Source organism: Halobellus ordinarius (assembly GCF_031823395.1).
Lineage (GTDB): Archaea > Halobacteriota > Halobacteria > Halobacteriales > Haloferacaceae > Haloquadratum > Haloquadratum ordinarius.
The window spans coordinates 43165-67088 of the sequence record NZ_JAVQKJ010000013.1 but is presented as its reverse complement, the minus strand read 5'-3'; the positions used below and the strand labels follow the sequence as shown (position 1 = coordinate 67088).

The following is a 23924-nucleotide window of genomic DNA, read 5'->3' as shown; positions in this document are numbered from 1 at the left end:
TCTCGATACCGAGTATCGTGGCCAGGCGTCGTCGATTCCCGCCTCGGACGATCACAACTGGTACACCGGTGTCTCGCCAACTCTCAGGTATGAATGCGTACCACGTCTATTCGAGGTGGGATGGATAACCGCTGTATCGAGGGGATCCGGAATCCTCGCCCAGAGGACAGCCGAACGCGGTTAGAGTTCCGGAACCGACGTGAAAAGCAGGACGAACGCGTTCACGGTCAGTAGCGCCAGCACGACCCACTGGAAGATGCGCTCGGGGATGTGATCGAAGATGTACACGCCGATCCAGGCACCGAGGAACACCATCGGAATAGCGAGGGCAGCCTCGATCATCAGCGGCGTCGTCACGGCTCCTGTGTACGTGAGACTCGCGAGGCGGTACAACATGAGCGTCCCGAAGAAGGGCGTAATCGAACGCGCTATAGTAGCGTTTGCAAGTCTTCACTCACACGATCGCACGCAGTCGTGCGATCGGATGAGCAATCAGTTGCAAACGCTACTATAGGATCCACGCCGGAGGCCTGATCTCGATGTCTTCATCGAACCAACTCGATACCACGACAATCATCCTCCTTATCCTCGGGGCAATCATTGTCTTGCCCTTGCTCACAATGGGGATGGGATTCGGCGGGATGATGGGGTACGGCGGGATGATGGGTCAGTATGGCGGTACTGGCGGGTGGTGGCCGTTCATCGGGATGCTCATCCCGCTTATCTTCCTCCTCATCCTCGTCGGCGGTGGCTATCTCGTCTTCCGGCGCACGAGCGAAACGCAGGCGTCTCGCAATCCCGCGATGGAGGAACTCCGCACGGCGTACGCTCGCGGCGACCTCACTGACGAAGAGTTCGAATCCCGCCGCGAGAGACTCGAACGGTCGGAGTGAGCCAACGAGTACGCACCAAGGTGCGTATTCCCACGCCTGCGTGACCGAATTCGTGATGCTTCTCCCGATCACCACTGTGTGCGCCCGCCTTCGAATCGAAGGGAGGGAGTTCTCTCAGCTTACGATCCTGAATAGTAATGTGATTAAATCCCAATACCGTAGTATACTATGTGACCGAAGTCATCCTCTTCACCCAAGAGACGTGCGGAGCATGCGCAACACAACGGGAGAAAAACGAGGGTATCGAGGACGAATACCCGGACGTCGAGTTCCGGGAGGTCGACATCCAGAAAGATCTGGCAACGGCCGAGGAATACGGCGTCCGGAAGACGCCGACGACGCTCGTCTACGCGAACGGTGAGCAGACCGCCGAATTCATTGGCATCGTCGACCGGGAAGACCTGGAATCAGCTATCGAGAGCGCGACCCAGCAGTCGTCTGGACTCGCCCAGCGCCTCGTCGATGTCGTGCGCGGATAACGAACAAGCGACCGATTCAACTCATATGACGAACTATAGTCGACGTCAGTTCCTGGGAGTGCTCGGTGCCGGCGCAGTCGCCAGCACAGGCCTCTCTCAGCCAGCAAGTGCACAGGAGACGCCCGTCGTGAAGATGGGCAACAACTACTTCGACCCGATCGGGCTCTACGTCGAACCCGGTACGACCGTCCGCTTCGAGATAGCAGCCGGTGCACACTCGGCGACGGCCTACGAGAACCGGATTCCATCCGACGCCAGCGCATTCGATAGTGGGACCATCTCGTCGGGAGAGTTCGAGTACACGTTCGAGGAACCGGGCACGTACGACTACTACTGCATCCCGCACAAGTCGGTCGGGATGGTCGGTCGCATCATCGTCGGCAACCCCGGCGGTCCAGCCGAGGAGAGTCCGATTCCGGACGGTGACGTGCCCGAGAGCGACGCGATCGTCGAGCAGGGTGCGATCGCGTATGGATCTAGCACCGGAAGTGACGGGAACTCCGATGACGGAATGATGGGTCCAGGGATGGGGTCTGGTCCTGGGATGGTGAACGGCCGGAACGGTGGATGGTTCGGTGGGCTGCCGTTCGTCGGCGGGGCACTCGGAATGCTGGGCCTGGTCGGCGGACTCCTCTACTGGGCACTGGGTCGAGGCGGTGCACCGCCTGGGAGTGACGGTTCCGCGGTGGAAACCCTCCAACGCCGTTACGCACGAGGCGATATCGACGAAGAAGAGTTCCAGCGACGTCGTGAGCGATTAGTGGAGAATCGAGAAAACTGAAGCCACCGGAAGCCCGTAACGATTCCCCACGCGGGAGTCCAGAAGTACCCACGATGGCATATTCAGAGAGCTCTTCTACTGCGGATTCAGAACCTGAGTGGTTCGATTCCATCACATTGTGACGGGGCTGATACCAGTAGTCGTAGTTCATCTCCATATCGCCGCGGTTGGCCTCCCAGTGGCCGTCGATGGAGAAGTCGTCCTGATCGAACTGGAGGAAACCGCTCGGGAGACCACCGTTTGCATCGCCGAGCATACTGATAACGACCTTGCCGCCCGGAACGCAGTGGACGGTATGAGGTGCCGAGAGATCGTGCTCGAACACCTCGTCGGGGTCGATCACTTTCTGGATGCTCGGATCGCGCGGGTCTGTCGCATCGAGGATGTGAATTCGGGACGAGCGCTGGCCGGAGACGATCAGGTGGTCGCGAGCCAGCCTTTCGGCGTGAAACGAAGACGAACAGGCGTTCCAGCCGAAGTGGTGAAGCTCGTCGCCCATGTTCGGCATTTCGATAGTGTCGATCAGTTCACTGTACGTCTCTGAATCCGGGTCGACATCGACGACGCCGACGAAGTCGGGTGCGTCGACGTCCATCCCGGCTCGGGGTGCTAACGAACGCCGTCTTCTCGCGATCGGACTCCGTCCACATTGCTGCGGGCGTCGGGTATCCCGGGCCTGCCACCTCGTGGTGGTCGTGTCTTGGCTCCTCGGTCGCCTAATTTGGCTTGTCGGTGCTTATGGCGGGTGCCGGGAGATGAATATTAACGATTAATAATAGTATATGCTCGTCCGGAGTCGGAGCCGCTGTGGCTGGCGTCGATGTACGCGGCCTCTTCACCCCGACCCGGCACGTGGCACGGCTCTCAAGCGAGGCCGAAGAGCACCCACGAGTCGATCTCGAGGTTAATTTGACGGTGCACTAACAGCGGGAGCCGGTCGCGGTCGCTTTTGATCGCCCGCACAACTCGGCCACAGTCGTCAGGGTTTAGCTCACGCACGTCCGACTGGCGGCTGTTGTGAGCCATTGGGATCCAGCGTTGCGCTCGGTACAGGAGGCAGCCACCGGGCTTTACGGCCCGAGATCGTTCACTGGCTATTTGCGGGAAATCGGCCAGGATCCGAGCCAATATCGGACGGCGGCGGAACTCTCGGTCGACACGCGGCAGGAGCTGTCGAGTCGGTTGGCGGAGCGAGAGACGATGGTCCTGTCGTTGGGGCGAGCGACGGACGGCCCCGGAACCCAGTTTGCGCTCGTTCACGTTCCGGACCACCTGGACGACTTCTTCATCGACGAGCGGGCGTTCCGCCCCGACGAACGGGAGACGCTGGATTACACGGCGGAGGGGGACGATACGCTCGCTCTCGGACAGGAGGTGCAGGATATGCTCGAAGTGTATCGGTCGCTGCCGACCTTCTCGGAGACAGGGTTCCTGAACTTCGCCCTTTCGACGGGGCTTTTTTCCCGAGCGCTCGATCTCGACGCTGCACAGATCGGCACTGCTCCGACGACCGTCGCGTCCAGTTTCGATTTCGAATTCGAACCACATCCCGACCGACCGACGATCCTCCATCACAACGACGGTCAGATCGAAATCGACGCGCTCGTGATGACTCGCCGCAACGGCGAGCGCGTTCTCCTGGTCATCGAGGCGATGTGTGGGGGGCGACGGGACCTGGCCAAGCACAAACTGGGCTATCCGGCGCTTGCGGCGGAGACGTCACTGTCGCTCGACGTTGATCGAGTGATTCCTGTCTACCTTCGCGCACGTCCGGTAAAGGAGGGTGTTCGATACAGCATCTACGAGTGTTCGGAGATTCCGACGGGCGAGGAACGGCCGTGTCTTGCGAAGTTGCACGTCGTCGACGACTCCCACTACGAAGTACGAATCTGATTCGGCTACGGACGGAGCTTCTTTGACCGGGCCACAGGACAGCCACGCGGATAGGGTGTCATAGAACTCCTGTCACGGTGTTTATTTCACAGTCTGGCAACCGAATCAGCCGTCAGAACGAGTTTGCGAGTTGAGCATCCGCGAGCGAACGTAGTGAGCGAGCGGTTCACCGACGAAGCCGCCGAAGGCGGCGGAGTCGGTCACTTTTTGGTCCAGATTTTTGCAAGGAGTGGTCGCGCGCAGCGCGACCCGACGCAGCAAAAAGGTGGGCTGTACTGAGCGGTCTGTGATAGTTTAATTTCAATAAAAAATCAACATCCCTACCCGAGGTCGCAGACGAGAATGAACCCTCGGAGTTCGGAGATACTGTCGATGTCCGGACCGAGCGGATCTTTACCCACTACCGTCAGTCGCAGTCTGGCGGTGGTGGCGTCGTAGCACGCCAACTTTGTTCGCAACCGTCGCCGCGAGGTCTTGGAATGCTTCCGCGGTCTTGGCGGCGTCCTGACGGACGATCGGCTCGCCGGTGTCGGCGCCCGCACGGATCGCCGGATCCAGCGGGAGCGATCCGAGGTACGGGACATCGACTGCGTCGGCCAGCTCTCGGCCACCGTCTTCACCGAAGATCTCGTGAGCGTCTCCGCAACTCGGGCAGACAAAGCCGCTCATATTCTCGACGACACCCAACACGTTGGTCTGGTACTCGCCGAACATCTCGATTCCTCTGCGGGTATCGTCCACGGCGACGGACTGCGGTGTCGTGACGACGACAGTCCCCGTGACAGGTAAGTGCTGAAGCACCGTCAGCTGGACGTCACCGGTCCCCGGCGGGAGATCCACGACGAGGTAGTCCAGCGTTCCCCACGAAACGTCGGCAAACAGGTCGGTGAGGGTGTTCTGTGCGACCGGACCGCGCCAGACCACCGGATCGTCGTCTTCGATCATCAGTCCGACGCTCATCAGCTTGAGCCCGTGAGCGGTCGGTGGTTCAATTCGGTCTTCGCCGTCGACGGTCGTCACATCGGGATCGGTGTCGGCGCCGAGCATCTGTGGGACGTTCGGGCCATACACGTCGGCGTCGAACAGCCCGACGTTCGCCCCGCGGTCGGCGAGGCCGGCGGCGAGGTTGACAGCGACAGTGCTTTTCCCGACACCCCCCTTTCCGGAGGCGACGGCGATCACGTTTTTGACGCCAGGCAGAACCGACGATTCGGCAGAATCGAACAGCGGTACGTTCGCCGAGAGCTCGACATCGACCCCCGTATCGTCGGCGACCTCACGGACGCGATCCGCGATGGCGGCCTCGTCAGGGGCGTGCGGGGCGCCGAGCGCGAGCTCGACGGCAGCGGTTCCGTCGTCGACGGAAATGTCGGTGACGAGTCCGGCGGTGACGATGTCAGTATCGAGCGCCGGGTCGTCGACGGCGCGGAGGCGATCACGAAGGTCGGCGTCTGAGATGTCTGTGGTTGTCATCGGTCGAGTGGTTACGTGGGTGTGGTTTCGGACGGTTGTTGATCGGCCTGTACGACTTCTTCGGCGTCCCACGCGGTGAACGTCCGCGCGAGACGAGCGATTGCGGCGAAGACGCCTTCGACTGTGTCGCTGCTCGCGACGGCCTCTTCGAACCGGTCGATCCAGCCCAACTGGGAGAGCGTCCGGGCCTGAAGCTCGCGGACTGCATCGAGGTTCGCTTCGGTTCCGTCGCCTTCGAGTAGCGCCGCCTCCCGCTCACAGAGCGCGCGCATAAACTCGAAGCAGGTGGCGATGTGGTCGGGGATGTCGCCACCGCGCTCGGGCGAGAACCCGGCGGCGGCGTACAGCCGCGCCATATCGGCGGCCGGATCGCCGAGGAGTTCGCCGGCCTCGCCGGCGGTGTGGTACCGCGAGTCCGACTCGAACGCCTCGCTCGGATCGGTCGCGTGAGCGGATGCGAACGGCGGGACATAGTGGGTCCCCGGCACGACGAACAGGTTGTCGTACCCGACGCCCAGCGAACCTGCGTCGTGGTCGTCGCCGCGGAGGTCCGCCGTCTCGATGTCGATCGGGAACACCTCGGCAACGGCCGCGAAGGCCCCTCGATCGAGCGCGGCTGCGGTCGTCTCGGCCTCGCCGTCGAAGGTCGCAGCCAACAGCTCGTACAGCCGGGCGCGGGCCGTTGCCATCGCCGCCTCGTCGCGGCCGTCAGTCGTGTGCGTGGGCATTTCAGATCACCTCCCCTCCACGTCGACGAAGGCGTCGTACTGCGCGTTGCTCCCACCAACGAGGTCCGAGAGGCCGGTGTCGCCGAGCTCCGCATCCAACGGCTGGACGTGATTGATCGCAAAGCCGGCGTCGCGTCCCTTCGCGTACCCGGCCTCCTCGGTCATCGGCTCGTCGAACTGGTAGTCGCTGTGCCCGTCGGCCTCGACCGCCGGCCGCGTCTCGCCGTCGATCGTCTCGGCCGTCGCACCGCCACCCGTTCGGCCCCATCCCCACATCGCGCCGACGACGCCGGGACGGATTCCGCTCGTGACCATCGCGACCGCGTCGACGGTCTTGCGGCCTGCATCGAGGACGATGTCGTCGCCGTTCTCGATGCCGCGCTCGTCGGCGTCGCGGGGGTTGATCCACACGGGGTTCTCCGGGCGCGTCTCGCGGAGCCACGGGCTGTTCTGGGTGCGGTGCATCCCCTGCGTCCGGGGCTTCCAGTTGATCAGCCGGAGCGGGCGCTCCCGGTTGTCGTCGCCGCTCACCGCGGCCTGCACGGTCCCGTCGTAGTGCTCGACGTCGTCGACCCTCGGGAGCGGGTCGAACCGCTCGCCGGTGAAGGAGTGTTTCCCCTTCGGGACGACTTCGCTGTAGAAGTCGACCCGCGACTCGAGCTTGTACCGCATATGCTCGCCGTCGTAGGCGTTCGAGTCGTCCGCGCGCTCGGCGTAGTCGTACCCGTGACCGTGCTCGGCGAACGCCTCCTCGTAGCCGTCGGTCGGCTCCTCGAAGCGGCCGCCTCGGTTCAACACCGTGACGACCTTCCGCCATTCCTCGTCGGTGACGGCCGCCCGCCAGCGCTCGAGGTCGAACTGATCGCCGAGCCCGCTCTCGTGGCTCTCCCGGAACACCCGAAGCTCGTCTTCAGTCGCGTCTGCGACCGGATCCCGGCCGTACGCGATGTTGGCCGCGAGCTTCAGGTAGAAGTCCTCGGCCTGTTCGAGGGGCCACAGGTCGCCGTCCGCGTCGGGGATGGCGTCCGCACCGACGCCGGGGAGATCCAGCTCCGACCACAACTCGACGAGCACGTCCTCGAACGGACGCGCGTCGGGGACGACGGAGACGGCCGGCTGGCTGATCTTCTCGTCGGCCAGCCGCTTGTTCGGGTATGTCCCGAAGTTCTCCCAGCGTTCGAGGTAGGTCGGCTCGGGCAGGATGTAGTCGGCGTACTGGCTCGTATCGCCGATGACCGTGTCCGAGGCGACGATCAGCGGGATCGTCTCAGTGTCTTTGAGGACCGCCGGGATCTCGTCGCCGCCGGCGACCGCCATGACGTGGTTGTTCGAGTACGGCCGGATGAACAGCGCCTCGACGCCGTACGGGTACTCGGCAGCGGCGCTCCCGTAGAGCTCCTGGGTCGCCTGCGGCGGCGCGACGGGGAACCACGGCCGCTTCGCCGGGTAGCCGTCGTCGCGGTCGAACAGCGAGGTGTCCTCGTAGTTGACGCCGCCGCGGAGCAGGGGGATCCCCCACGGCGCGTGCCCGTCCGGGACCGAGCCAAGTTCGTACCGGCCGGACATCGTGTCGTAGCCCGCGTAGGGCGTGATCTGGCCGCCCTTCCAGTCGTAGTTCCCGATGAGATGCTGGAGGGTGGCGATCGCCCGCGTGTTGTAGAAGCCGTTGGTGTGTTTCGCCGGGCCGCGGTAGGCCATAATCGCCGCGCGTTTCCCGTGGCTGGTGAACTCGTCGGCGATCTCGGCGATCTGGTCGGCCGGCACGCCGGCCATCTCGGCGTACTCCTCGACGGTGTGTTCGAAGACGCGCTCGCGGTACTGGCTCCAGACGCTCCGAACCGCCATCCCGTCGACGGTCACGTCGACGTCGAGAACGGCCGTGTCGACCTCGCTTGCGGCCCGTGGTTCGCCTGTGGCCGCATCGACAGCGACGAAGTCGTCGGCGGCCTCGGCGTCCTCCGAAACGAGCCCGAGGTCGGCGGCGCGCGCCTTCGGTCCCGCCGACTCGTCGACGAGCACGAGGTGCGTCGCGTCGCTCCACGTGGGTTCGTCGTCGTCGCTCGCGGCCGACTGCGAGGGGTTCTGGAGGTAGGTCAGATCGTGGCGGTCGTTCTCGATGATCCACCGCGCCATCCCGAGTGCGAGCGCCCCGTCCGCACCGGGTTCGACAGGCACCCACGTGTCGGCCTTTTCGGCGGTCTTCGACAGGCGCGGATCGACGACGTCCATCCGCATCCCGTCCTCGATAGCGTTCGTCAGCTTCGGCGCGAGCCACGTCGGACCCTTGTTGGCGACCATCGGATTGGTCCCCCACGCGATGAGGTACTCGCAGTTCTCGATGTCGGGGTACTGCCGCTTCTTCTTTGCAGCGTGCGAACGGACGTTGCCCATCACGCTCGAAACGCCGCAGGTCCCGGCGTGGTGGATGCTGTTTATCGACCCCAGCCCCTGGTGCCAGAGCCGGTTCCGGATGAAGTTGCGGCGGAAGCCGCCGACGTCGACGATCTGGTTGGACTTCGGCCCCAGATCGGGGTGGTCGGTGTCGATGAGGTCGTCCGCGTACTTCTCGTCGAAGTCAGACTTGGACAGTTCGCCGCTCTGGACGGCCTCCCAGTCGCTCATCACCGCCTCCTGTGGGGCGTATCCCCAGATGTCTCTGAGTCCAGGGTGGCCGAGGTCGTCGTCGCCCTCGACGATGTCTCGAATCACCTGGTCCCACGAGACGGTCTTCCACTCGCCCGACCCGCGCGGACCGACCCGTTTCATCGGCTGGCGGACACGGTAGCTGTCGAAGGCCGTCTGGATGCCCGCCTGGCCCTTCAGACAGATTCGCCCGCCCGAGAGCGACCAGCGGTCGGTGTCGACGTCGCCGCTCCCCTCGATGTCGCCCATCGCCACGTCCGCCGGATCGCTCTCGTAGGGCACCTGCGAGAACGGCTGCGTGTTGAGGAACGAGTACGGGTTCCCGGCGAGCTTCCGGACGAGCGAGCTGTACTCGCCGGTACCGCTCCCGTCCGCGAGCTGGACCTTGATCGGACAGAAGGTGTTACACTGTCCGCAGGTGGTGTGTATCACGTCGCTCGCGCCGTACTCGCCGTAGTCGTCTCCGACGTAGTGGAACTCGTCGTCTGTCCACAGGTCGTCGACGTCCACGTCGACCGCGGCGTTGCTGGCCGCCGCGATGATTCCGATACTTCCGACCGCCTTGACGAAGTCACGACGCGATACGCCTGCGCCGTCCTCGCCTGAACCGTCAGTACTCATTCGTGGTCACCTCCGCTCAGCGGCGTCAACGGCAGCGTCTCCGCACCGAGCGTGTACAACAGCAGTCCGACGCCTATCATCCCGACACTCGTCCCCCACTCGACCAGCGTCGGGAAGTACGATCCGTGGGGGAGCCCCTCCATCACCGGCATAATCTGTGCCGGAACGACGATATTGAACCGCACCGCGACGATCCCGATGACGACGCTCAGTCCGGCAAGCACCATCATCGACGGCGTGCGCCGCCAGGACTTCTTGGTCAGCAATACCATCGGGAACACCCAGCTGAATCCGATCATAAACCACCAGAACGACCACGACATCGGGCCGTACATAATGACCTGCCAGGTCTCGATCTCGTGGGGGTGGAGGCTGGCGATCGCGATGAACGTCTCGATGGCGGTCAGGGCGGCGTCGACGATGATGAAGCCGATCAAAAGCTGTGCGAGGCGGTCGAGCAAGTCCGGGTCGACCGAGTCGCCGTCGAACAGCCGGGTCCGAAGCACGTAGATCACCATCACGAGGGCGGTCCCGCTGAGCAGCGCCGAGATGACGAAGATCACCGGAAACAGCCCGCTGTTCCAGTACGGACGGGCCTTCGAGACGGCGAACAGCACGCCGGTCCCGCCGTGGACCAAGAAGATCGCCAGCGGGATCCCGACGATACCGGCCCGCTTGAGCCAGCGCTGATCGAACGACTGAGACCCCTCGCTCGTGTCCAGCCGGCCGAGCGCGAGCGCCGCGTAGAACGCCTGTCGAAGCCCCGAGGCGCGCTGCGCGACCCGCGCGAGGTCGATCCGCATCGAGAAATACAGCTCCGTGACCAGAATCCCGATGTAGGCCACGTAGGCGTGCACTTCCCACGAAAGCGCGGAAGTCAGTTGGCGCCAGAGGAACGGGAAGTACATCCGGTCCATCCGTCCGAGGTCGATCCAGACGAACAAAAGCGCCACCGCCATACTGATGATGGCCGCAAACAGCGCGTCGCGGTCGATCCTGTGCATCCCTTCGACCTCGAAGACGTTGGCCATCGTGCTCACGAGGAACGCGCCGGCGGAGAGGCCGACGAAGTAGATGTAGAAGGCGACCCACGCGCCCCACGGGACGATGCTCGTGAGGTTGGTACTCGCCATTCCCCCCGTGAGCCGCAGGTACGTCGCGTACGCGCCGACAGCGACGAGGACGCCGATGATCGCGTACCAGACGATCCGAAGCCGGTCGTCTTCGAATCCCGGATCGAACTCGAAGCGTGAACTCTGTGTTGCCATTGTCTTATTTGAGGTAGTAGACGTTGGGGTCGGTCCCCTCGTCTTCTTTCAGTTGGAACGCGCGTGAGGAGTCGGCCATCTGTGCCACGTCGCTGTCGGGGTTCTCGAGATCGCCCATATTTCGGGCGTCGCCGATACAGGTCTCGACGCACGCCGGCTCTTCGCCGCGCTCCAGGCGGTGCGTACAGAAACTGCACTTGCGGATGTTGCCGATCGGCGATTTTCCCTCTTCGCGCGGTCCCCGGTCGACTCCGTACTCGGGGCTTGTCAGTTCGCCGGCCTCGTCGACCTCGTCGTCGTAGTTCTCGCCGAAGTCGAAGTACCGCGCCCCGTACGGACAGGCGATGTTGCAGTACCGGCAGCCGATACACCGGTCGTAGTCGATGTTGACCACGCCGTCGTCCATCTTGTACGTCGCCGAGACCGGACACACCTGCACGCACGGCGGGTTATCGCACTGCATACACGGTCGTGGCACGTTCGTCCGGGTGACGTTCGGGAACTCGCCGTGTTCCTCTTCCATCACGACGTTGTAGGAAACGCCGGGCGGTGTCCGGTTTTCGGACTTACACGCGACCGTACACGAGTCACAGCCGACGCACTTCTGGAGGTCGATTACCATCCCCCACTTCTCGTCGCCCGCGCCGATCCCACCGTCGGGTCCGTCTCCTTCGACCTGCGTCGACTCCGTCGCAACGGTGTCCATCGATCCGACGGCACAGCTCAACGATTCGGCCGTCTCCGTCGAGACAGTCTGGTCGCCGGCGTCGACCGCGGGGTTCGGCGTCTCCTGATACGCCTCGCCGAACTCGGCAGCCGCGGCTTCGTCGTACTTTTCCCAGTACTCGTCGCCGGAGAGTTCACCGCGTGCGACGCGCTGTGCGTCCTCGGCCATCGCGACGCCGAGATCCGTGTCCGCCTCGACGTCTGCGAGTTCCTCTCGCGGATCGGGTCGCTCCTTCTCGACCATCGCGTCGAGGTCGGCCTTCCCGACGTTCGGGATACCGGGGAGCGTGTCGTCGTCTGCGGTGCTCATCGCGACCACCCGTTGCCGGTCGTCCTGCCGACGAGCAGTTGCTCCTGCGTCAGCCGGTCAGTCTTGGATTTCATACACGTATTCGTACGTTGCCGCCCGTGGAGAGGGTGATACCAATATAGTCTGAGTCGGCCCGGCTCCGGAGAGACACCCCATATCGAGGGTACCAATACTGTTTGGGTCGGGGGCGATCGGGGACAAACCGGGCCGCGTCTCGAGCGAAGCGCCGACCACAGGGGTTATTCGGAGAGACCAGTTACCTCCGAGTATGAATTGGTCGAGTCGAAGCGGACGAACGCTCCGCGGCCGAGGGTCCCATCGCTGTCGGAGGCAGACGCGAAACGTATGAACACGATTATCGCCCTCTCGATCGGACTGCGGCTCCTCGGCGTCGGCTATTCGATTCTGCTCCTCGCTCGCACCCGCGACCGCCGGTTCGGCTTCCTGACGCTGCTGTTTTCCTTTATGACGCTTCGGCAACTGCTCACCGTACAGACGGCGAGCACCGGGCTCGAAGAGCTTCCCGGCCTCGTCGTGAGCGTGCTGACTTTGTTGACAGTGTACTATCTCTCCGAGTACGTCACCGAAGAAAACGCCCTCAAGACGGAGCTTCGGGCAGTAAACGAGCGCCTCCGGAGCTTTCAGAAGGCCATCGAACACGCCGGGCACGCGATCTTTCTCACCGATTCCGACGGGACTATCGAGTACGCCAACCCGGCAGTCGAGTCGGTCACCGGGTACGACCGAGAGGAGGTGATCGGAGAGACTCCTCGGCTCTGGCAGTCCGGGAAACACGGCGACGACTTCTACGCAGAGCTGTGGGGCCAAATCACGTCAGGATCGGTCTGGGAAGGCGAACTGACGAATCGCCGGAAATCAGGTGAGCTACTGTGGATAGACGCGACGATCGCCCCGATCACCGAGGACGGGGACGTGAATCGCTACGTCGCGATCGAGCGCGACATCACCGAACGAAAGGAACGCGAAATGCGCATCGAGGATCAGAACGGGCGCTTAACGGTACTGAACAATACAAACGAAGTGCTCCGCGATATCAACCGCGAACTCGTCGCTGCGTCGACACGCGACGAGATCGAGGCCACCGTCTGTGAGCAGTTCGCCTCGTCGGATCTCTTCGATGTGGCCTGGATCGGTAGTCGAGGACTCGTCGACGGCACAGTTAGCCCGCACTCTTGGGCCGGCAGCGACCTCGGATCGCTCGAGAATCATATCGAAGCGATGTGTAACACCGATCCGACACCGGTCGAGCAGGCACTAGAGGGACAGGACCCTGTGTTTACCGACGTCGAGGACGACCGATTGCAGACAGTCGGCAAAAAACGGTGCGTCGTCGTTCCGCTCGCCTATCAGGATGCGGAGTATGGCGTCCTCGGGGTAGTGACTAGCAACCCGAACGCGTTCGACCTGATCGAGCGGGATGTTTTCGTCGAACTCGGTCAAACGATCGCAGACGCCATCAGCGCTGTCGAGAGCAAGCAGACGCTCATTTCCAACAGCGTCACCGAATTAGAATTCCGGTTGACAGGGATCGACGAGCCGTTGGCGAATATGGCAGCACAGCTCGATTGTACGGTCACACTCGAGCACGTCGTCGATGACGGCGACGAGGAGCAGGTCCAGTACGTTACCGTCACCGGACCCGATCCGGAGGTCGTCATCGAGTATGCGGCCGAAGCCGACTTTATCGACACCATAGAGCACGTTTATACGCACGAGGAGCAGGCGCTGTTCCAGCTGTCGATCAACGAACGGTCGGTCGTCAAAACGTTAGCGCAGTACGGGGCAAGCATCGAGTCGTTTTCGATTACTGGAACCACCGGACGACTGGTCGCACAGGTGGCCAGCTCGAACGATATTCGAAGCGTCGTCAACGCGCTTCGGACGACCTACGATGGGTTGACGCTGATCGCACAACGAGAGCGAGAGCAGGACATACAGACTGAAGCAGTCTTCCGAAAACAGCTGACAGCCGCGCTGACAGAGCGACAACGGGAGGCAGCACGAACAGCGTACTTTTCCGGATTCTTCGATTGGCCCCGCGAGCACAGCGGGGAGGAAGTCGCGTCGATGATGGACATCACACAGACGACGTTCACCCAGCACCTTCGGGCAGCCGAAAAGAAACTTTTCGCCGCACTGTTCGATGGGACAGTAGCCAATCAGTAGAGTCGCGTTGCGTTTGGCGTGAGTTGTGCCGAAAAGCGAGGGCGTGATAATGATTACTCTCACTTTTTACCGCCGAGCGCCACCCCCGGTGGCGGCGCTCGGCGGTAAGAGACGAGAGTAATCATTATGAAGCCACGAATCTGCTGTCTGCGGGTTACTGTGGTTGAAACTCGTTGCCCGCAGAAGCGAGCAGAGCCGATATCTGATTAACCAACAAAACTGTGCCGTTGGCCGAAATGTTGGTTAATACGAGGCGACAGCTGATATCCTACGCGCCACCGACACCGCCAGCGGGGCTCCCGACAGACATCGTCGATACGCTCGACGGGTACTCGTCAGAGCAGCTTCACCACGGTGCCCGCGACGCTGAAGAGTAACGGAACACAGAGCTCGCGAGGCCCGTCTCGAAGACTTATCCGACGTAGACGAGATCGACGACCGCCCTGACGACCTCCCGAACGACGTCCCGTCGAAGGCCACGATCAGGGAGGATCAACGACAATCGCTACTACTGGCAGTGGCGAGCAGGTGAGAAGGTAACCTCGAAGTATGGAGGACCCGTAACCCCGGTGGAATGGGCCTGAATCGCAATTTTCTGCGGTTTCAGGTTCGACGTGGGTGAAGCAGTTTGCGAACGAGGAAAGACGGCGCTTGCACCCTCGAAAACCTCGCGTGGCGAGCTGTGTTTCCGGATCTTCTCCCGAGAGAACTTCAACAGCGTCGGATTGCGAAACCGTCATCCAGTCTCGGCTTCGGTGTTGCGGACCGTTTCAAGCACGAGTCCGAGAACGAGTGTGCCGACGAAAAGCAGGATAGTACTCCCGATGACGACCGTTCCACTGATCTGCGGGATCTGCTCTGTGACCGATACGAATATCCGAACGTCGAACGCGACGACGACGATGGCGCCGATCCCGTTGAATACCATATCGAGAACCGTATCGCGGAGTCCGTAGTACTCGAGGACTGGCGGTCTGTCGATGTACTCACCGATTTCGCGGGCGGCGAGTTCCACGAGTTCCCAGAAGACACCAGCGCCGAGCGTGAACAGGACGGTGAATATGGCTGCGTAGGCATCCGTGACCTGCGATCCGAGTGCGGACGGGATCTGGAGGCTCGCGTAGACAAGTGCCGCAAGGAGAGAAGCGGAGACGGTGTGTGTGAGATGGTCCCACCACGAAACGGTTTCGTACCATCCGAGCATCCCCAGCATATGAAGAAACCCCGCCACAGCGAGCCACACGGAGAGTTCGGGGCCGAACGTGACGTCTGCCCCGATTCTGTGGGTGATCACAAGTTCACCGAGAGCCGGCAGCGCAGTTGCGACGATGGACGCAATCCCGTTCACGACCGCCTGGAGGTTCCGAGATTGCACTCCGATCAAGACCGTTCCGACGATCCCTGCGACGAAAACGAAGAACACAGTTTGCAGAACGTTCGTCATACGATGGCGGTCAGGAGTTTAGTATCGTGAGTCAGGTGCTTGCAGGATCCTCGCAGTTGGCTTACTCCCCTTTCTCGTCGGGCAGGTTGAGTTCCGCAACGAGGCGTGCGGTAATGACCTGCTCGACGATATCGAGCAACTGGGTGTCGTCAGATGTGTAGTCAGCAAAGATACCGAGCGGGATTTCACCACCCGCAACGTCGTGGTGACCACCACCACTCCCCACATCTTCGAACGCCTTTTTCAGTATCGACCCCGCGTTCACGCGTGCATCTGGTGATCGAGCACTAATGTGAATCGTGTCGTCGACGAGGCCAAACACGATAGCGGTCTGAACGCCCTCCAATCTCACAAGATAATCGACAGCCTGGGGGAGCGCATCCCGTTCGGTCGTCCGGCCGACGTGGGAGATGAGTACCGCTTGGGTGATGTTTCGATTGTCGATAGCGGTCGAGATCGCATCGAGGGTTCCGCCGGACACTGACGGCGTCGATAGCTGTCGGAGCATCTCCTGATCCGCTTTCTCGTGAAGATATCCGGCCGCATCATATTCCTCCTGTGCCGCTCCGCGGAGAAAGTCGAGGGTATCCGACCGGATGGCAAACAAGAGTGCTGTCGCAAGATCCGAATCCAGCTCGATATCAAGTATGCGCACGTACTCCGTAAGAATCGTCGCCGCTGCGCCAAGTTCCTCGCGATGATCGACGAACCGAGCGTCAATATCCTCGGCAGGATGATGGTCGATCACGATATCGACAGCTGTGTCCGGGGGAACCGTGTTGTTCTCGCCCGGAATGGAATGATCGACGAATGCGAGTAACGAATCCGGTTTACGGTTTTGGACGGTAGTGGGATCGAACGGTTTGAGGTCGATATCGAGGAGATTGACGAACGCCCGGTTCTGCTGGTGAGAGATATCGCCGCTGTAGAGGATCCGCTGTTCGTCGATGCCAGCCGCAGCTGCGATCCGACCCAATGCGAGTGCGCTCGCGAGGCAATCCGGATCGGGGTTATTGTGACAGACGATGTTGATTTCGCTGCCCTCCTCGAGAATCTCAGGGAGTTGTTGTGGCTGGCTCATTTTCCGAATCTACGAGCTCTATACAGTTACAATACAGGGAACCCTATTGAAATCCTATTTTCTGACACAATCCAATATGAAACAGCCAGTCGCTGAAGACTGCTTGTTACTCGATTAATCAAATATATATATGGGATAAAGAAAACGGTGTATTATCTCTGTCCCCTACCGATGTATAGTTGTGAAACAGTTAGGGCGGACCAGTTCTTTTGATGATATGGTAGATGCGTTAGCAAACGTTCAGCGACGCAAGTTGCTGATTGCCCTGTTAGCGCATAATCCACAGGATGATTCACCAGTTGTTCTCGCCGAGTCTGATGAGGAAGCCGATGCCGTTGAACGTCTCATAACGATGCGGCACGTCCACTTACCGAAGTTGGTTGATCACGGGTTTATCGAGTGGAAGGAAGAAAGCCGCGAAGTTATCAAAGGGCCGAAATTCGATGAGATCAGACCACTGCTCGAACTTCTCGACGAGCACGAAGACGAGTTGCCATCGGACTGGTTGTAGTTTCGCAACTGTACGCTTCTTGCCCTGTATCGATCACAATCGGTACAGAATATCTCACTGTGCCGTCACTGACTGGAAGCCATCCGATCTTTGCGGACGACTGCCCCGGGATCGATCGTTACGTCACTCCCCACTTTCACGCCCGGGTTGAGTGAGGTATTGATCCCCGTTTTGACGCCGTCGCCGAGGACGACACCGAGCTTGCGCCGGCCAGTATCGACCCGTTCTCCCTTCACTGTCATCCGGATCGACTCGTCGTCGTGCCGGAGGTTCGCGACGTTCGTCCCCGCCCCCAGGTTGACGTCACGACCGAGAACCGAGTCGCCGACGTAGGACAGATGTGGTACTGCGGCATCGGCCATCAGGATCGAATTTTTCACCTCGACGCCGTGGCCGACGTGGGCGTCCCGGCCGAGCGCTGTGCTCCCCCGGATGTAGGCGTTCGGTCCGATCTCGGCTCCTGACGACACGATCGCCGGCCCTTCGATGACGACTCCCTCCCGGACGGTTGCGCCCGCCTCGATAACGACGGCTCCTTCGAGCTGTGCATCCGCGGCGACGTCGCCGCGAATCCGACGATCGATAGATCCGAGCAGGCGTTCGTTTGCCGTCAAAAGCTCCCAGGGGCGGCCGACGTCCAGCCAGTGGCCGTCGTACTCGACGACCGAAACCTCGTGACCGTCAGCAAGGAGTAATTCGAGCGTCTCGGTGATCTCGTATTCGCCACGGGCGCTTTGCTCGGTCCGATCGATATACTCGAAGACGGACGAGTCGAAGGCATAACAGCCGACGTTCGCGAGGTTAGTCGGCGGCTCTGCGGGCTTTTCGACGATGTCCGCCAGAGTCCCGTTCTCCCCAACTGACACGACACCGTACGACTGTGGGTTCTCGACGGGCGTCGTCGCGATCGCGTGTCCCGCTGTGTCGGCTAACGCCTTCGGCAGTGTGGCATCGACGAGGACGTCGCCGTTGAGAACGATGAATCGGTCGTCGACGACGGGGCGAACCTGCGCGATGGCGTGGGCCGTGCCCGCGGGGTCGTCTTGGGTGACGTAGGTGATCGGGACGTCCCGATACCGTTCGCCGAAGTGCGCTTCGACGTCTGCCCCACGGTAGCCGATCACGACGACGAACTCCTCGACAACGTCGAGGCACGCATCGAAGACGTGTTCCAAAAGCGGACGGCCGGCAGCGGGCAACAGCGGTTTCGGGCGGTCGTCAGTCAGCGGTCGCATCCGCGTTCCCTGTCCCGCCGCGAGCACGACTCCGTACATATCGTGTTCCGATGGCGCACTGGGGCATAGTGACTGTGGTGCCTATGATAACAATCCCCACGGCAGACCATCGGTTGCTCCCACACCGAGACAAGACGACGATTCCGGCACTCGCGGGGCGTCACCTGGCGCGTTCGAGCAGTGACTGTGCGTCCTCGAAGAGCGCGTCGGCGTCGGCACCGTCACGTGCTTCGGCGGTGAGGCGAACGAGTGGCTGAGTCCCGCTGGCCCGGAGCAGGAACCACCCCGAATCGGTGTCGATCCGCACCCCATCGAGCGTTCGTACCTCGCCGTACTCCTCGGTCGCGAGGTCCCGCACACGTTCCATCACTGCTGTCTTCGCCCGGGTCTCTATTGCGTCTCGCCGGATCGGATACTGCGGAAGATCCGCAACGAGCGTCGAGAGTGGTCCTCCCTGTGCGACGATCTCCACGAGACGGCAGGCCGCAAACGGTCCGTCGGGACACAGGGTCTCGTCGGGCCAGATCCACGCGCCGCTCGGTTCGCCGCCGAAGACGACGTCCGGATCCGTCGCACGTTCGGCGATGAAGACGTCCCCCACAGGTGTGTAGACGACGTCGGCGTCCTGGTGTGCGAGTGCGTCGGCGACCGCCAGCGACGTATCGACAGGCACCGCAACGCGATCACCCGGGCCGGCCGCCTGCGTCGCAAAGAGTCCCAGCAGAGCGTCGCCGCCGACGAACTGGCCGTCCTCGTCGATCGCGAGCAGTCGATCAGCGTCGCCGTCGTGGACGAGCCCCAGGTCGGCGTCGGTCGCGGCGACGAGCGCACACGCCGAAGCACAGTTTTCTGGCGTCGGTTCGCTGGGCCGTCCCGGGAAGCCCCCGTCCGGCTGGCCGTTGAGTGTCTCGACGTCACAGCCGGCCGCAGCGAGGACATCCGCGGTGATCCGCCCGGTCCCGTTACCGATATCGACGACGACCGACAGGTCCCGTCGCGCCGGTTCCGACCCGGACCCCCCCGAGAGCGACTCCTGCAGTGCGCTTGCGTGTCGCCCGGCGGCATCGTCTGCGGTCGTCTGTCTCCCGATTTCGTCCCAGTCGGCGAACGCGAAGGCCTCCGCGTCGATCGTCCGGGTAATCGTGTCTCGTTTCGCCGTGTCGAACGCCTGTCCGCTGGGCGACCACAGTTTGAGCCCGTTGTCCTCGGGTGGGTTGTGCGAGGCGGTGATCGAGACGCCGGCATCGGCGTCGACGTCACCGACGTACCGTGCGATCGTCGGCGTGGGCTCGACGCCGACGTCGACCACGTCGCTGCCGCATTCGGTGATCCCGGCGACCAGTGCCCGCCGGAGCATCCGCCCGCTCTCGCGGACGTCTCGGCCGACGACGATCTCGTCTGCGCCCGTCGATGCGAGTGCGCGACCCACCTGGAGGGCCACTTGGGCGGTGATTTCGTCTCCGATGGGACCGCGGATACCGCTCGTGCCGAACATTGATTGTGAGTTTCGTGGATGGAGAAAAAATGTTGGGTGTCAGTACCTCCAGAGTGTACAGATAGCATACCTTGCGGTCGAAACCACGCAGTTGTGGACTCTCGTCAGTAGATGCAGCCGTGGGCTCGTCCGGCGAGCTTCGGGCTATGATCGTGCATTCATTCTGCCTACGCCAACATCGTGGTCGCTTGCTCGGCAGTTGCACGCTCTTGCTGATTCCTCCGCGTTCACGCCGAAGAGGAGGTCAAGTCGTGTGCTGTGTGGACTCGAACAGCGGTTCGAGTGTTTGCGGCGTGAACAGGTATACATCCGATCGGTTCTCCGTGTGCGATATCAATTCATCAGTGAACCCAGTGCGCGCAAACAACGCGTATTCAGTGGTTCGGCTTCCCGTGTGCCATCGAACGTCCGGCGTGAGTGCTTCGAGTTGGTCTAAGAGGTCGATCCCAACAGGCGTGGTCGTCCACTTACACTCTCCGAGTAGCAGTGTCTCTGTCTGCGGGTCGAGACCGACGACATCAATTTCGTCGCCGTCGTACCACCAGCGACCGACGCGATCGCACGGCACAGGGAACGACGGTGTTCGCGTCGCTTGATGGCATACCGTCTCGAAGGTCTGACTCGTGTGGGTTGCGAGCGCATCTGCGATGGAGTCTCTCACCGGGGTCGTGCGGCCCTGTTCGAGCGCACCACGGTTCGGTATGACGAATCGGAACCAGAATCGGAGGAAGTCATCTGTGATCCGATAGATCCCACGGCTATCCGGGTTGGTCACAGGTGTTTCTTTCTCGACGAGTGCGAGTTGCGCGAGGTTCGTGAGATAGCGAGAAATTCCGCTGGCGTCCCGCCCGATTTCGTTGGCGATCTCAGTCACCCGACTCGCCCCGCCAGCGATCGCTTCGAGGATCGCCATATACGTCGCTGGCTCACGGAGCTCCTGTCGGAGCAGAAACTCCGGTTCTTCGTATAGAAACTCACCTTTCGAGAGGATGTGTGTCTCGATATTCGCCAGCAACGATGCTTCTGAGTCAAACTGCTCCAGATACGCTGGCACCCCCCCGAGGACACTGTACGTTTCGATCTGTGTTTCGACGCTGTAGTCGGGGACAAATGCTCGCGCCGCCGCAAACGACAACGGACGGAGTTCCCACTGCCCGGTTCGACGTCCGTACAGCGGGCTTTCGTAACTCAACACACCTTCTTCCATCATCGAGATCGACGATCCAAGCAGAATAAGTGAAATGTCGGTGTCTGCCAGCACCTCGTCAACGATCGTCTGGAACACAGACGGCAGCGTCTCGTCGGAATCGACGAGATACGAGAACTCATCGAGCGCCACGACACACGGGCCCGTGATGCGGTTCGTGAGGTACCGGAACGCGTCGACAAATCCATCGACAGCTGGCGGGACATCGTCGAGCACGTCGGCGCAGTGCGTTGCAAATCGTTCCGCGTTGACTCTTGGTCCCCGCTGGTCACAGAGATAATATACGGTCTCCGCTTCGACTGCATCCAGTGCCGTCGTCACGAGTGTCGTCTTCCCGACGCGCCGCCGGCCGTACATAACGAGAAGTTGCCGTTCCTCACGAGAGAGGTGTGAGAGAAGCCAGTCGAGTTCCGCATCCCGGTCAACCATTATGCATACGATAATATGATCGTGTGCATAATAAGTGTGACTGACAGTTCGTTCACTCCCGTCGCGACGGCAGGCTCACGTCCGATCGGCGCTCCAGTATGGATGTGACTGGGATCGGACTGAACGAGCTGGCATCCCTGGGGTTGAGCGTATTCGACGCTGGGTGAAGTACCTCGGGGACAAGCCCCGAGGCTTCACCGTTTTGTCTGTGTCGTCCAGAAACGGACGGACAGACGCAGGCGAATTTAATTCCCCTCGGCCTCCCCGAAACGGGTCGGTTGAAATTAACACCCGAACGCCCGGTGCGTCCGTGAGGGTCGGCGACTCCACCTCGCCCGACAACACCCGTCGCACCACGCCTTCGGCGTGGGTTTTGAGAGGTGTCGCATTTCTCTGCAACTGCGCGCAGTTGCTTCGGATTAAGGTCTTTAACCCACGTCGCAACTGTGCTATAGGATACGGTGGCTTATGTCATAATAGTGTCTGTTTCACCCTCGGGGTCAAGCCCCGAGGCACTCACCTTGTCCCGCCGGTAGAAGTGCCAAACGCGATGTCACCGTCGACTTCCGGCGTCCACTACTCGACGGTAACACTCTTCGCCAGATTCCGCGGCTTATCGATCGGTCGGTCTTTCTCGTCGGCCACGTGATAGGCAAAGAGCTGCAGCGCGACGTTGGCGACGACGGGCTCGAGCGGCCCACACCCGGGCACGTCGAACGTCGTTTCGACCTCCGAGACGTGGGCCGGGTCGCTCGATACCCCGATGACGGGAGCGCCGCGGGAGTTGACTTCTTTGACGTTGTTGATCGTCTTGTCGGGATTCGTGGCCTCCGTGAGCAGCGCGATCACCGGCGTATCCGGGGTCACGAGCGCCAGCGGGCCGTGTTTGAGTTCGCCGGCCGGGAAGCCCTCGGCGTGATCGTACGAAATCTCCTTGAGTTTGAGGGCGCTTTCGAGCGCCACCGGATAGCCGGCGTGCCGGCCGATGTAGAAGAACGCCCCGCTGTCGGCGTATTCCGTGGCGGTCTGTTTGATCTTGGGTTCCTGATCGAGGATCTGCTGGACGGCACCCGGTAGATCACGGGCCGCCTCAAGCAGTGCGCTCGTCTCCGCTGTCGAGAGAACACCGCGAAGCTGGCCGAGGTACACGGTAAACAACGTCGCGGTCGCGACCTGCGAGACGAACGTTTTGGTCGCGGCGACGCCGATCTCGGGGCCGGCACGGATGAAGACTGTATCGTCGGCTTCTCTGGTGACAGTACTGCCCAGCGTGTTCGTGAGCGCAAGCGTGCGCACGCCGGCCCGCGTGGCTTCCCGAAGCGCCGACAGCGTATCCGCCGTCTCGCCACTCTGGGTGATGGCGAGGGCGAGCGTCTCGTCGGGATTCTGGCCGTCCGTGCGCCGGTACTCGCTGGCGATGTCGACGCTGACGCGGACGTCAGTGTACGTCTCCAGCAGTTCCTTGGCGTAGAGGCCGGCGTGGTAAGAGGTCCCGCAGGCGATGATCTTGATCTCCGTGATCGACCGGAGGAACTCGTCGGCGAGTTCGACGTCGAGTTGGACGCCCGTCGCGAGTTCGTCGATCCGTCCGGAGATCGCCTGTCGGAGCGCGCGCGGTTGCTCGTGGATCTCCTTGAGCATATAGTGGTTGTACCCGCTCTTGCCGGCGGCGTCGGCGTCCCAATCGAGCGTTTCCGTGTCGCGTTCGACGCGCTCGCCGTCGTTGTAGATCTCGATTTCGTCTGCCGTCAGTCGGGCGATGTCGCCGGACTGGAGATACGTGACACGATTCGTGTGTTCGATAAACGCCGTCGCGTCGCTGCCGATGAACGTCGCGTTGTCGGCGTGGCCGACGAGAAGCGGACTGTCCTGGCGGGCGACGACGACGCCCTCGTGACCCGTTGCGGTGACAGCGATCGCGTAACTCCCGTCGAGTTGCTCGGTGGTTCGCTGGACGGCGGTGAGAAGCGAGACGCCGTCCGCCAGGTGGTCTTCGATGAGATGCGGGATGACTTCGGTGTCGGTCTCGCTCTCGAAGAGGTGCCGCTCCCGGAGTTCGGCTTTGAGTTCGTCGTAGTTTTCGATGATCCCGTTGTGGACGACGGCAACCTCGCCGGTACAGTCCGTATGTGGATGGGCATTCGTCTCGGTCGGCTCCCCGTGGGTACTCCAGCGGGTGTGTCCGATCCCACAGCCGACGTCCGTCTGTGAGGGCACGGGCAGTTCGTCGACTTCGCCCTCGGTTTTCTGAACCGCAAGCGACTCTGCGGTGAGCGCGATCCCTGCCGAGTCGTACCCCCGGTATTCGAGGTTCTTGAGCCCCTGGTGGACAATCTCGCCTGCTGAACCTCCACCGATATAGCCGGCAATTCCACACATAGCCTTACCGGTACTGGTCAGATAAATCCAATAGTAATGTGGAGCGTACCGCTCCGCTATTCGATGCTTTCTGAGGCGGAAAATAGGATTTACTACGCTGTGACGCTGTTGAACTCCTCAGAAGCTGACAGATCCTGCCCT

The 23924-nt window shown here is 61.8% G+C and carries 18 protein-coding genes and 3 pseudogenes; 7 read left to right on the top strand and 14 right to left on the bottom strand.

All coding sequences use genetic code 11. The annotated features are described in order from the left end of the window. Positions 1-180 precede the first annotated feature (180 nt). Positions 181-396, bottom strand: a complete 216-nt coding sequence (locus RJT48_RS17350) for a hypothetical protein (RefSeq protein ID WP_311173600.1) — start codon at positions 394-396, stop codon at positions 181-183. Between the two features lie 143 nt (positions 397-539). Here RJT48_RS17350 and RJT48_RS17345 point away from each other — a divergent pair, with 143 nt between their 5' ends. From RJT48_RS17345 to RJT48_RS17335, 3 genes are all read left to right on the top strand, one after another. Beyond that, a complete protein-coding gene (locus RJT48_RS17345; protein ID WP_311173599.1) occupies positions 540-893 on the top strand; it encodes an SHOCT domain-containing protein in 354 nt (117 codons plus the stop codon). Positions 894-1063: 170 nt separating this feature from the next. Further along, complete coding sequence (locus RJT48_RS17340; RefSeq protein WP_311173598.1) at positions 1064-1372, top strand: thioredoxin family protein; 309 nt, start codon at positions 1064-1066, stop codon at positions 1370-1372. 25 nt (positions 1373-1397) lie between these two features. Then, positions 1398-2153: a plastocyanin/azurin family copper-binding protein gene (locus RJT48_RS17335; protein WP_311173597.1), complete on the top strand. Its 756-nt coding sequence runs from the start codon at positions 1398-1400 to the stop codon at positions 2151-2153. 100 nt (positions 2154-2253) lie between these two features. Here RJT48_RS17335 and RJT48_RS17330 read toward each other — a convergent pair. Next, a pseudogene (locus tag RJT48_RS17330) lies at positions 2254-2836 on the bottom strand (selenium-binding protein SBP56-related protein); the annotation flags it as partial. A gap of 415 nt (positions 2837-3251) precedes the next feature. Between RJT48_RS17330 and RJT48_RS17325 the strand changes: the two are divergent. Continuing rightward, on the top strand, positions 3252-4046 hold the full coding sequence (locus RJT48_RS17325) for a DUF6997 domain-containing protein (RefSeq protein ID WP_311173596.1): 795 nt from the start codon (positions 3252-3254) through the stop codon (positions 4044-4046). A 393-nt stretch (positions 4047-4439) separates the two neighbouring features. Here RJT48_RS17325 and RJT48_RS17320 read toward each other — a convergent pair whose 3' ends face one another. Genes RJT48_RS17320 through RJT48_RS17300 form a run of 5 tightly spaced genes read right to left on the bottom strand, consistent with a single transcriptional unit; the run spans position 4440 to position 11815 of the window. Then, entirely contained in the window at positions 4440-5519 is a 1080-nt protein-coding gene (locus RJT48_RS17320) for an Mrp/NBP35 family ATP-binding protein (RefSeq protein ID WP_311173595.1), read from the bottom strand. Between the two features lie 11 nt (positions 5520-5530). Beyond that, entirely contained in the window at positions 5531-6247 is a 717-nt protein-coding gene (locus RJT48_RS17315; protein WP_311173594.1) for a TorD/DmsD family molecular chaperone, read from the bottom strand. A gap of 6 nt (positions 6248-6253) precedes the next feature. Further along, on the bottom strand, positions 6254-9511 hold the full coding sequence (locus RJT48_RS17310; RefSeq protein WP_311173593.1) for a molybdopterin-dependent oxidoreductase: 3258 nt from the start codon (positions 9509-9511) through the stop codon (positions 6254-6256). Beyond that, positions 9508-10779, bottom strand: coding sequence for an NrfD/PsrC family molybdoenzyme membrane anchor subunit (nrfD, locus tag RJT48_RS17305; protein WP_311173591.1), 1272 nt, complete (start codon positions 10777-10779; stop codon positions 9508-9510). Before nrfD ends, RJT48_RS17310 begins: the two co-directional genes overlap by 4 nt. Positions 10780-10783: 4 nt before the next feature. Continuing rightward, positions 10784-11815 (bottom strand): 4Fe-4S dicluster domain-containing protein, encoded by a 1032-nt coding sequence (locus RJT48_RS17300; RefSeq protein ID WP_311173590.1) that lies wholly within the window; start codon positions 11813-11815, stop codon positions 10784-10786. 345 nt (positions 11816-12160) lie between these two features. Between RJT48_RS17300 and RJT48_RS17295 the strand changes: the two genes are divergently transcribed. After that, on the top strand, positions 12161-14002 hold the full coding sequence (locus RJT48_RS17295; RefSeq protein ID WP_311173589.1) for a bacterio-opsin activator domain-containing protein: 1842 nt from the start codon (positions 12161-12163) through the stop codon (positions 14000-14002). A 263-nt stretch (positions 14003-14265) separates the two neighbouring features. After that, positions 14266-14586, top strand: a pseudogene (locus RJT48_RS17290) (hypothetical protein). A gap of 6 nt (positions 14587-14592) precedes the next feature. On the opposite strand, the pseudogene RJT48_RS17285 reads toward RJT48_RS17290, so the two are convergent. The 3 genes and pseudogenes from RJT48_RS17285 to RJT48_RS17275 all read right to left on the bottom strand — a co-directional run. Then, positions 14593-14673 (bottom strand): annotated as a pseudogene (locus RJT48_RS17285) (IS6 family transposase); the annotation flags it as partial. A gap of 65 nt (positions 14674-14738) precedes the next feature. Continuing rightward, positions 14739-15446 carry a DUF2238 domain-containing protein gene (locus tag RJT48_RS17280; protein WP_311173588.1) on the bottom strand — a complete coding sequence of 236 codons (708 nt, stop codon included), beginning with the start codon at positions 15444-15446 and terminating at the stop codon, positions 14739-14741. Positions 15447-15507: 61 nt separating this feature from the next. Continuing rightward, the gene (locus RJT48_RS17275) at positions 15508-16527 is read right to left on the bottom strand and encodes a DHH family phosphoesterase (protein WP_311173587.1); all 1020 of its coding nucleotides are present in this window, start codon (positions 16525-16527) and stop codon (positions 15508-15510) included. Positions 16528-16744: 217 nt separating this feature from the next. Between RJT48_RS17275 and RJT48_RS17270 the strand changes: the two genes are divergently transcribed. Beyond that, positions 16745-17038 (top strand): hypothetical protein, encoded by a 294-nt coding sequence (locus RJT48_RS17270; RefSeq protein WP_311173586.1) that lies wholly within the window; start codon positions 16745-16747, stop codon positions 17036-17038. A 65-nt stretch (positions 17039-17103) separates the two neighbouring features. Here RJT48_RS17270 and glmU read toward each other — a convergent pair whose 3' ends face one another. The 4 genes from glmU to glmS all read right to left on the bottom strand — a co-directional run bounded on the left by glmU (position 17104) and on the right by glmS (position 23783). Next, the gene (gene glmU, locus RJT48_RS17265) at positions 17104-18312 is read right to left on the bottom strand and encodes a bifunctional sugar-1-phosphate nucleotidylyltransferase/acetyltransferase (RefSeq protein ID WP_311173585.1); all 1209 of its coding nucleotides are present in this window, start codon (positions 18310-18312) and stop codon (positions 17104-17106) included. 121 nt (positions 18313-18433) lie between these two features. Next, entirely contained in the window at positions 18434-19768 is a 1335-nt protein-coding gene (gene glmM / locus RJT48_RS17260; protein ID WP_311173584.1) for a phosphoglucosamine mutase, read from the bottom strand. Between the two features lie 244 nt (positions 19769-20012). After that, positions 20013-21404: an ATP-binding protein gene (locus tag RJT48_RS17255; RefSeq protein ID WP_311173583.1), complete on the bottom strand. Its 1392-nt coding sequence runs from the start codon at positions 21402-21404 to the stop codon at positions 20013-20015. Between the two features lie 576 nt (positions 21405-21980). Continuing rightward, positions 21981-23783 carry a glutamine--fructose-6-phosphate transaminase (isomerizing) gene (gene glmS, locus RJT48_RS17250; protein ID WP_311173582.1) on the bottom strand — a complete coding sequence of 601 codons (1803 nt, stop codon included), beginning with the start codon at positions 23781-23783 and terminating at the stop codon, positions 21981-21983. Positions 23784-23924 lie beyond the last annotated feature (141 nt).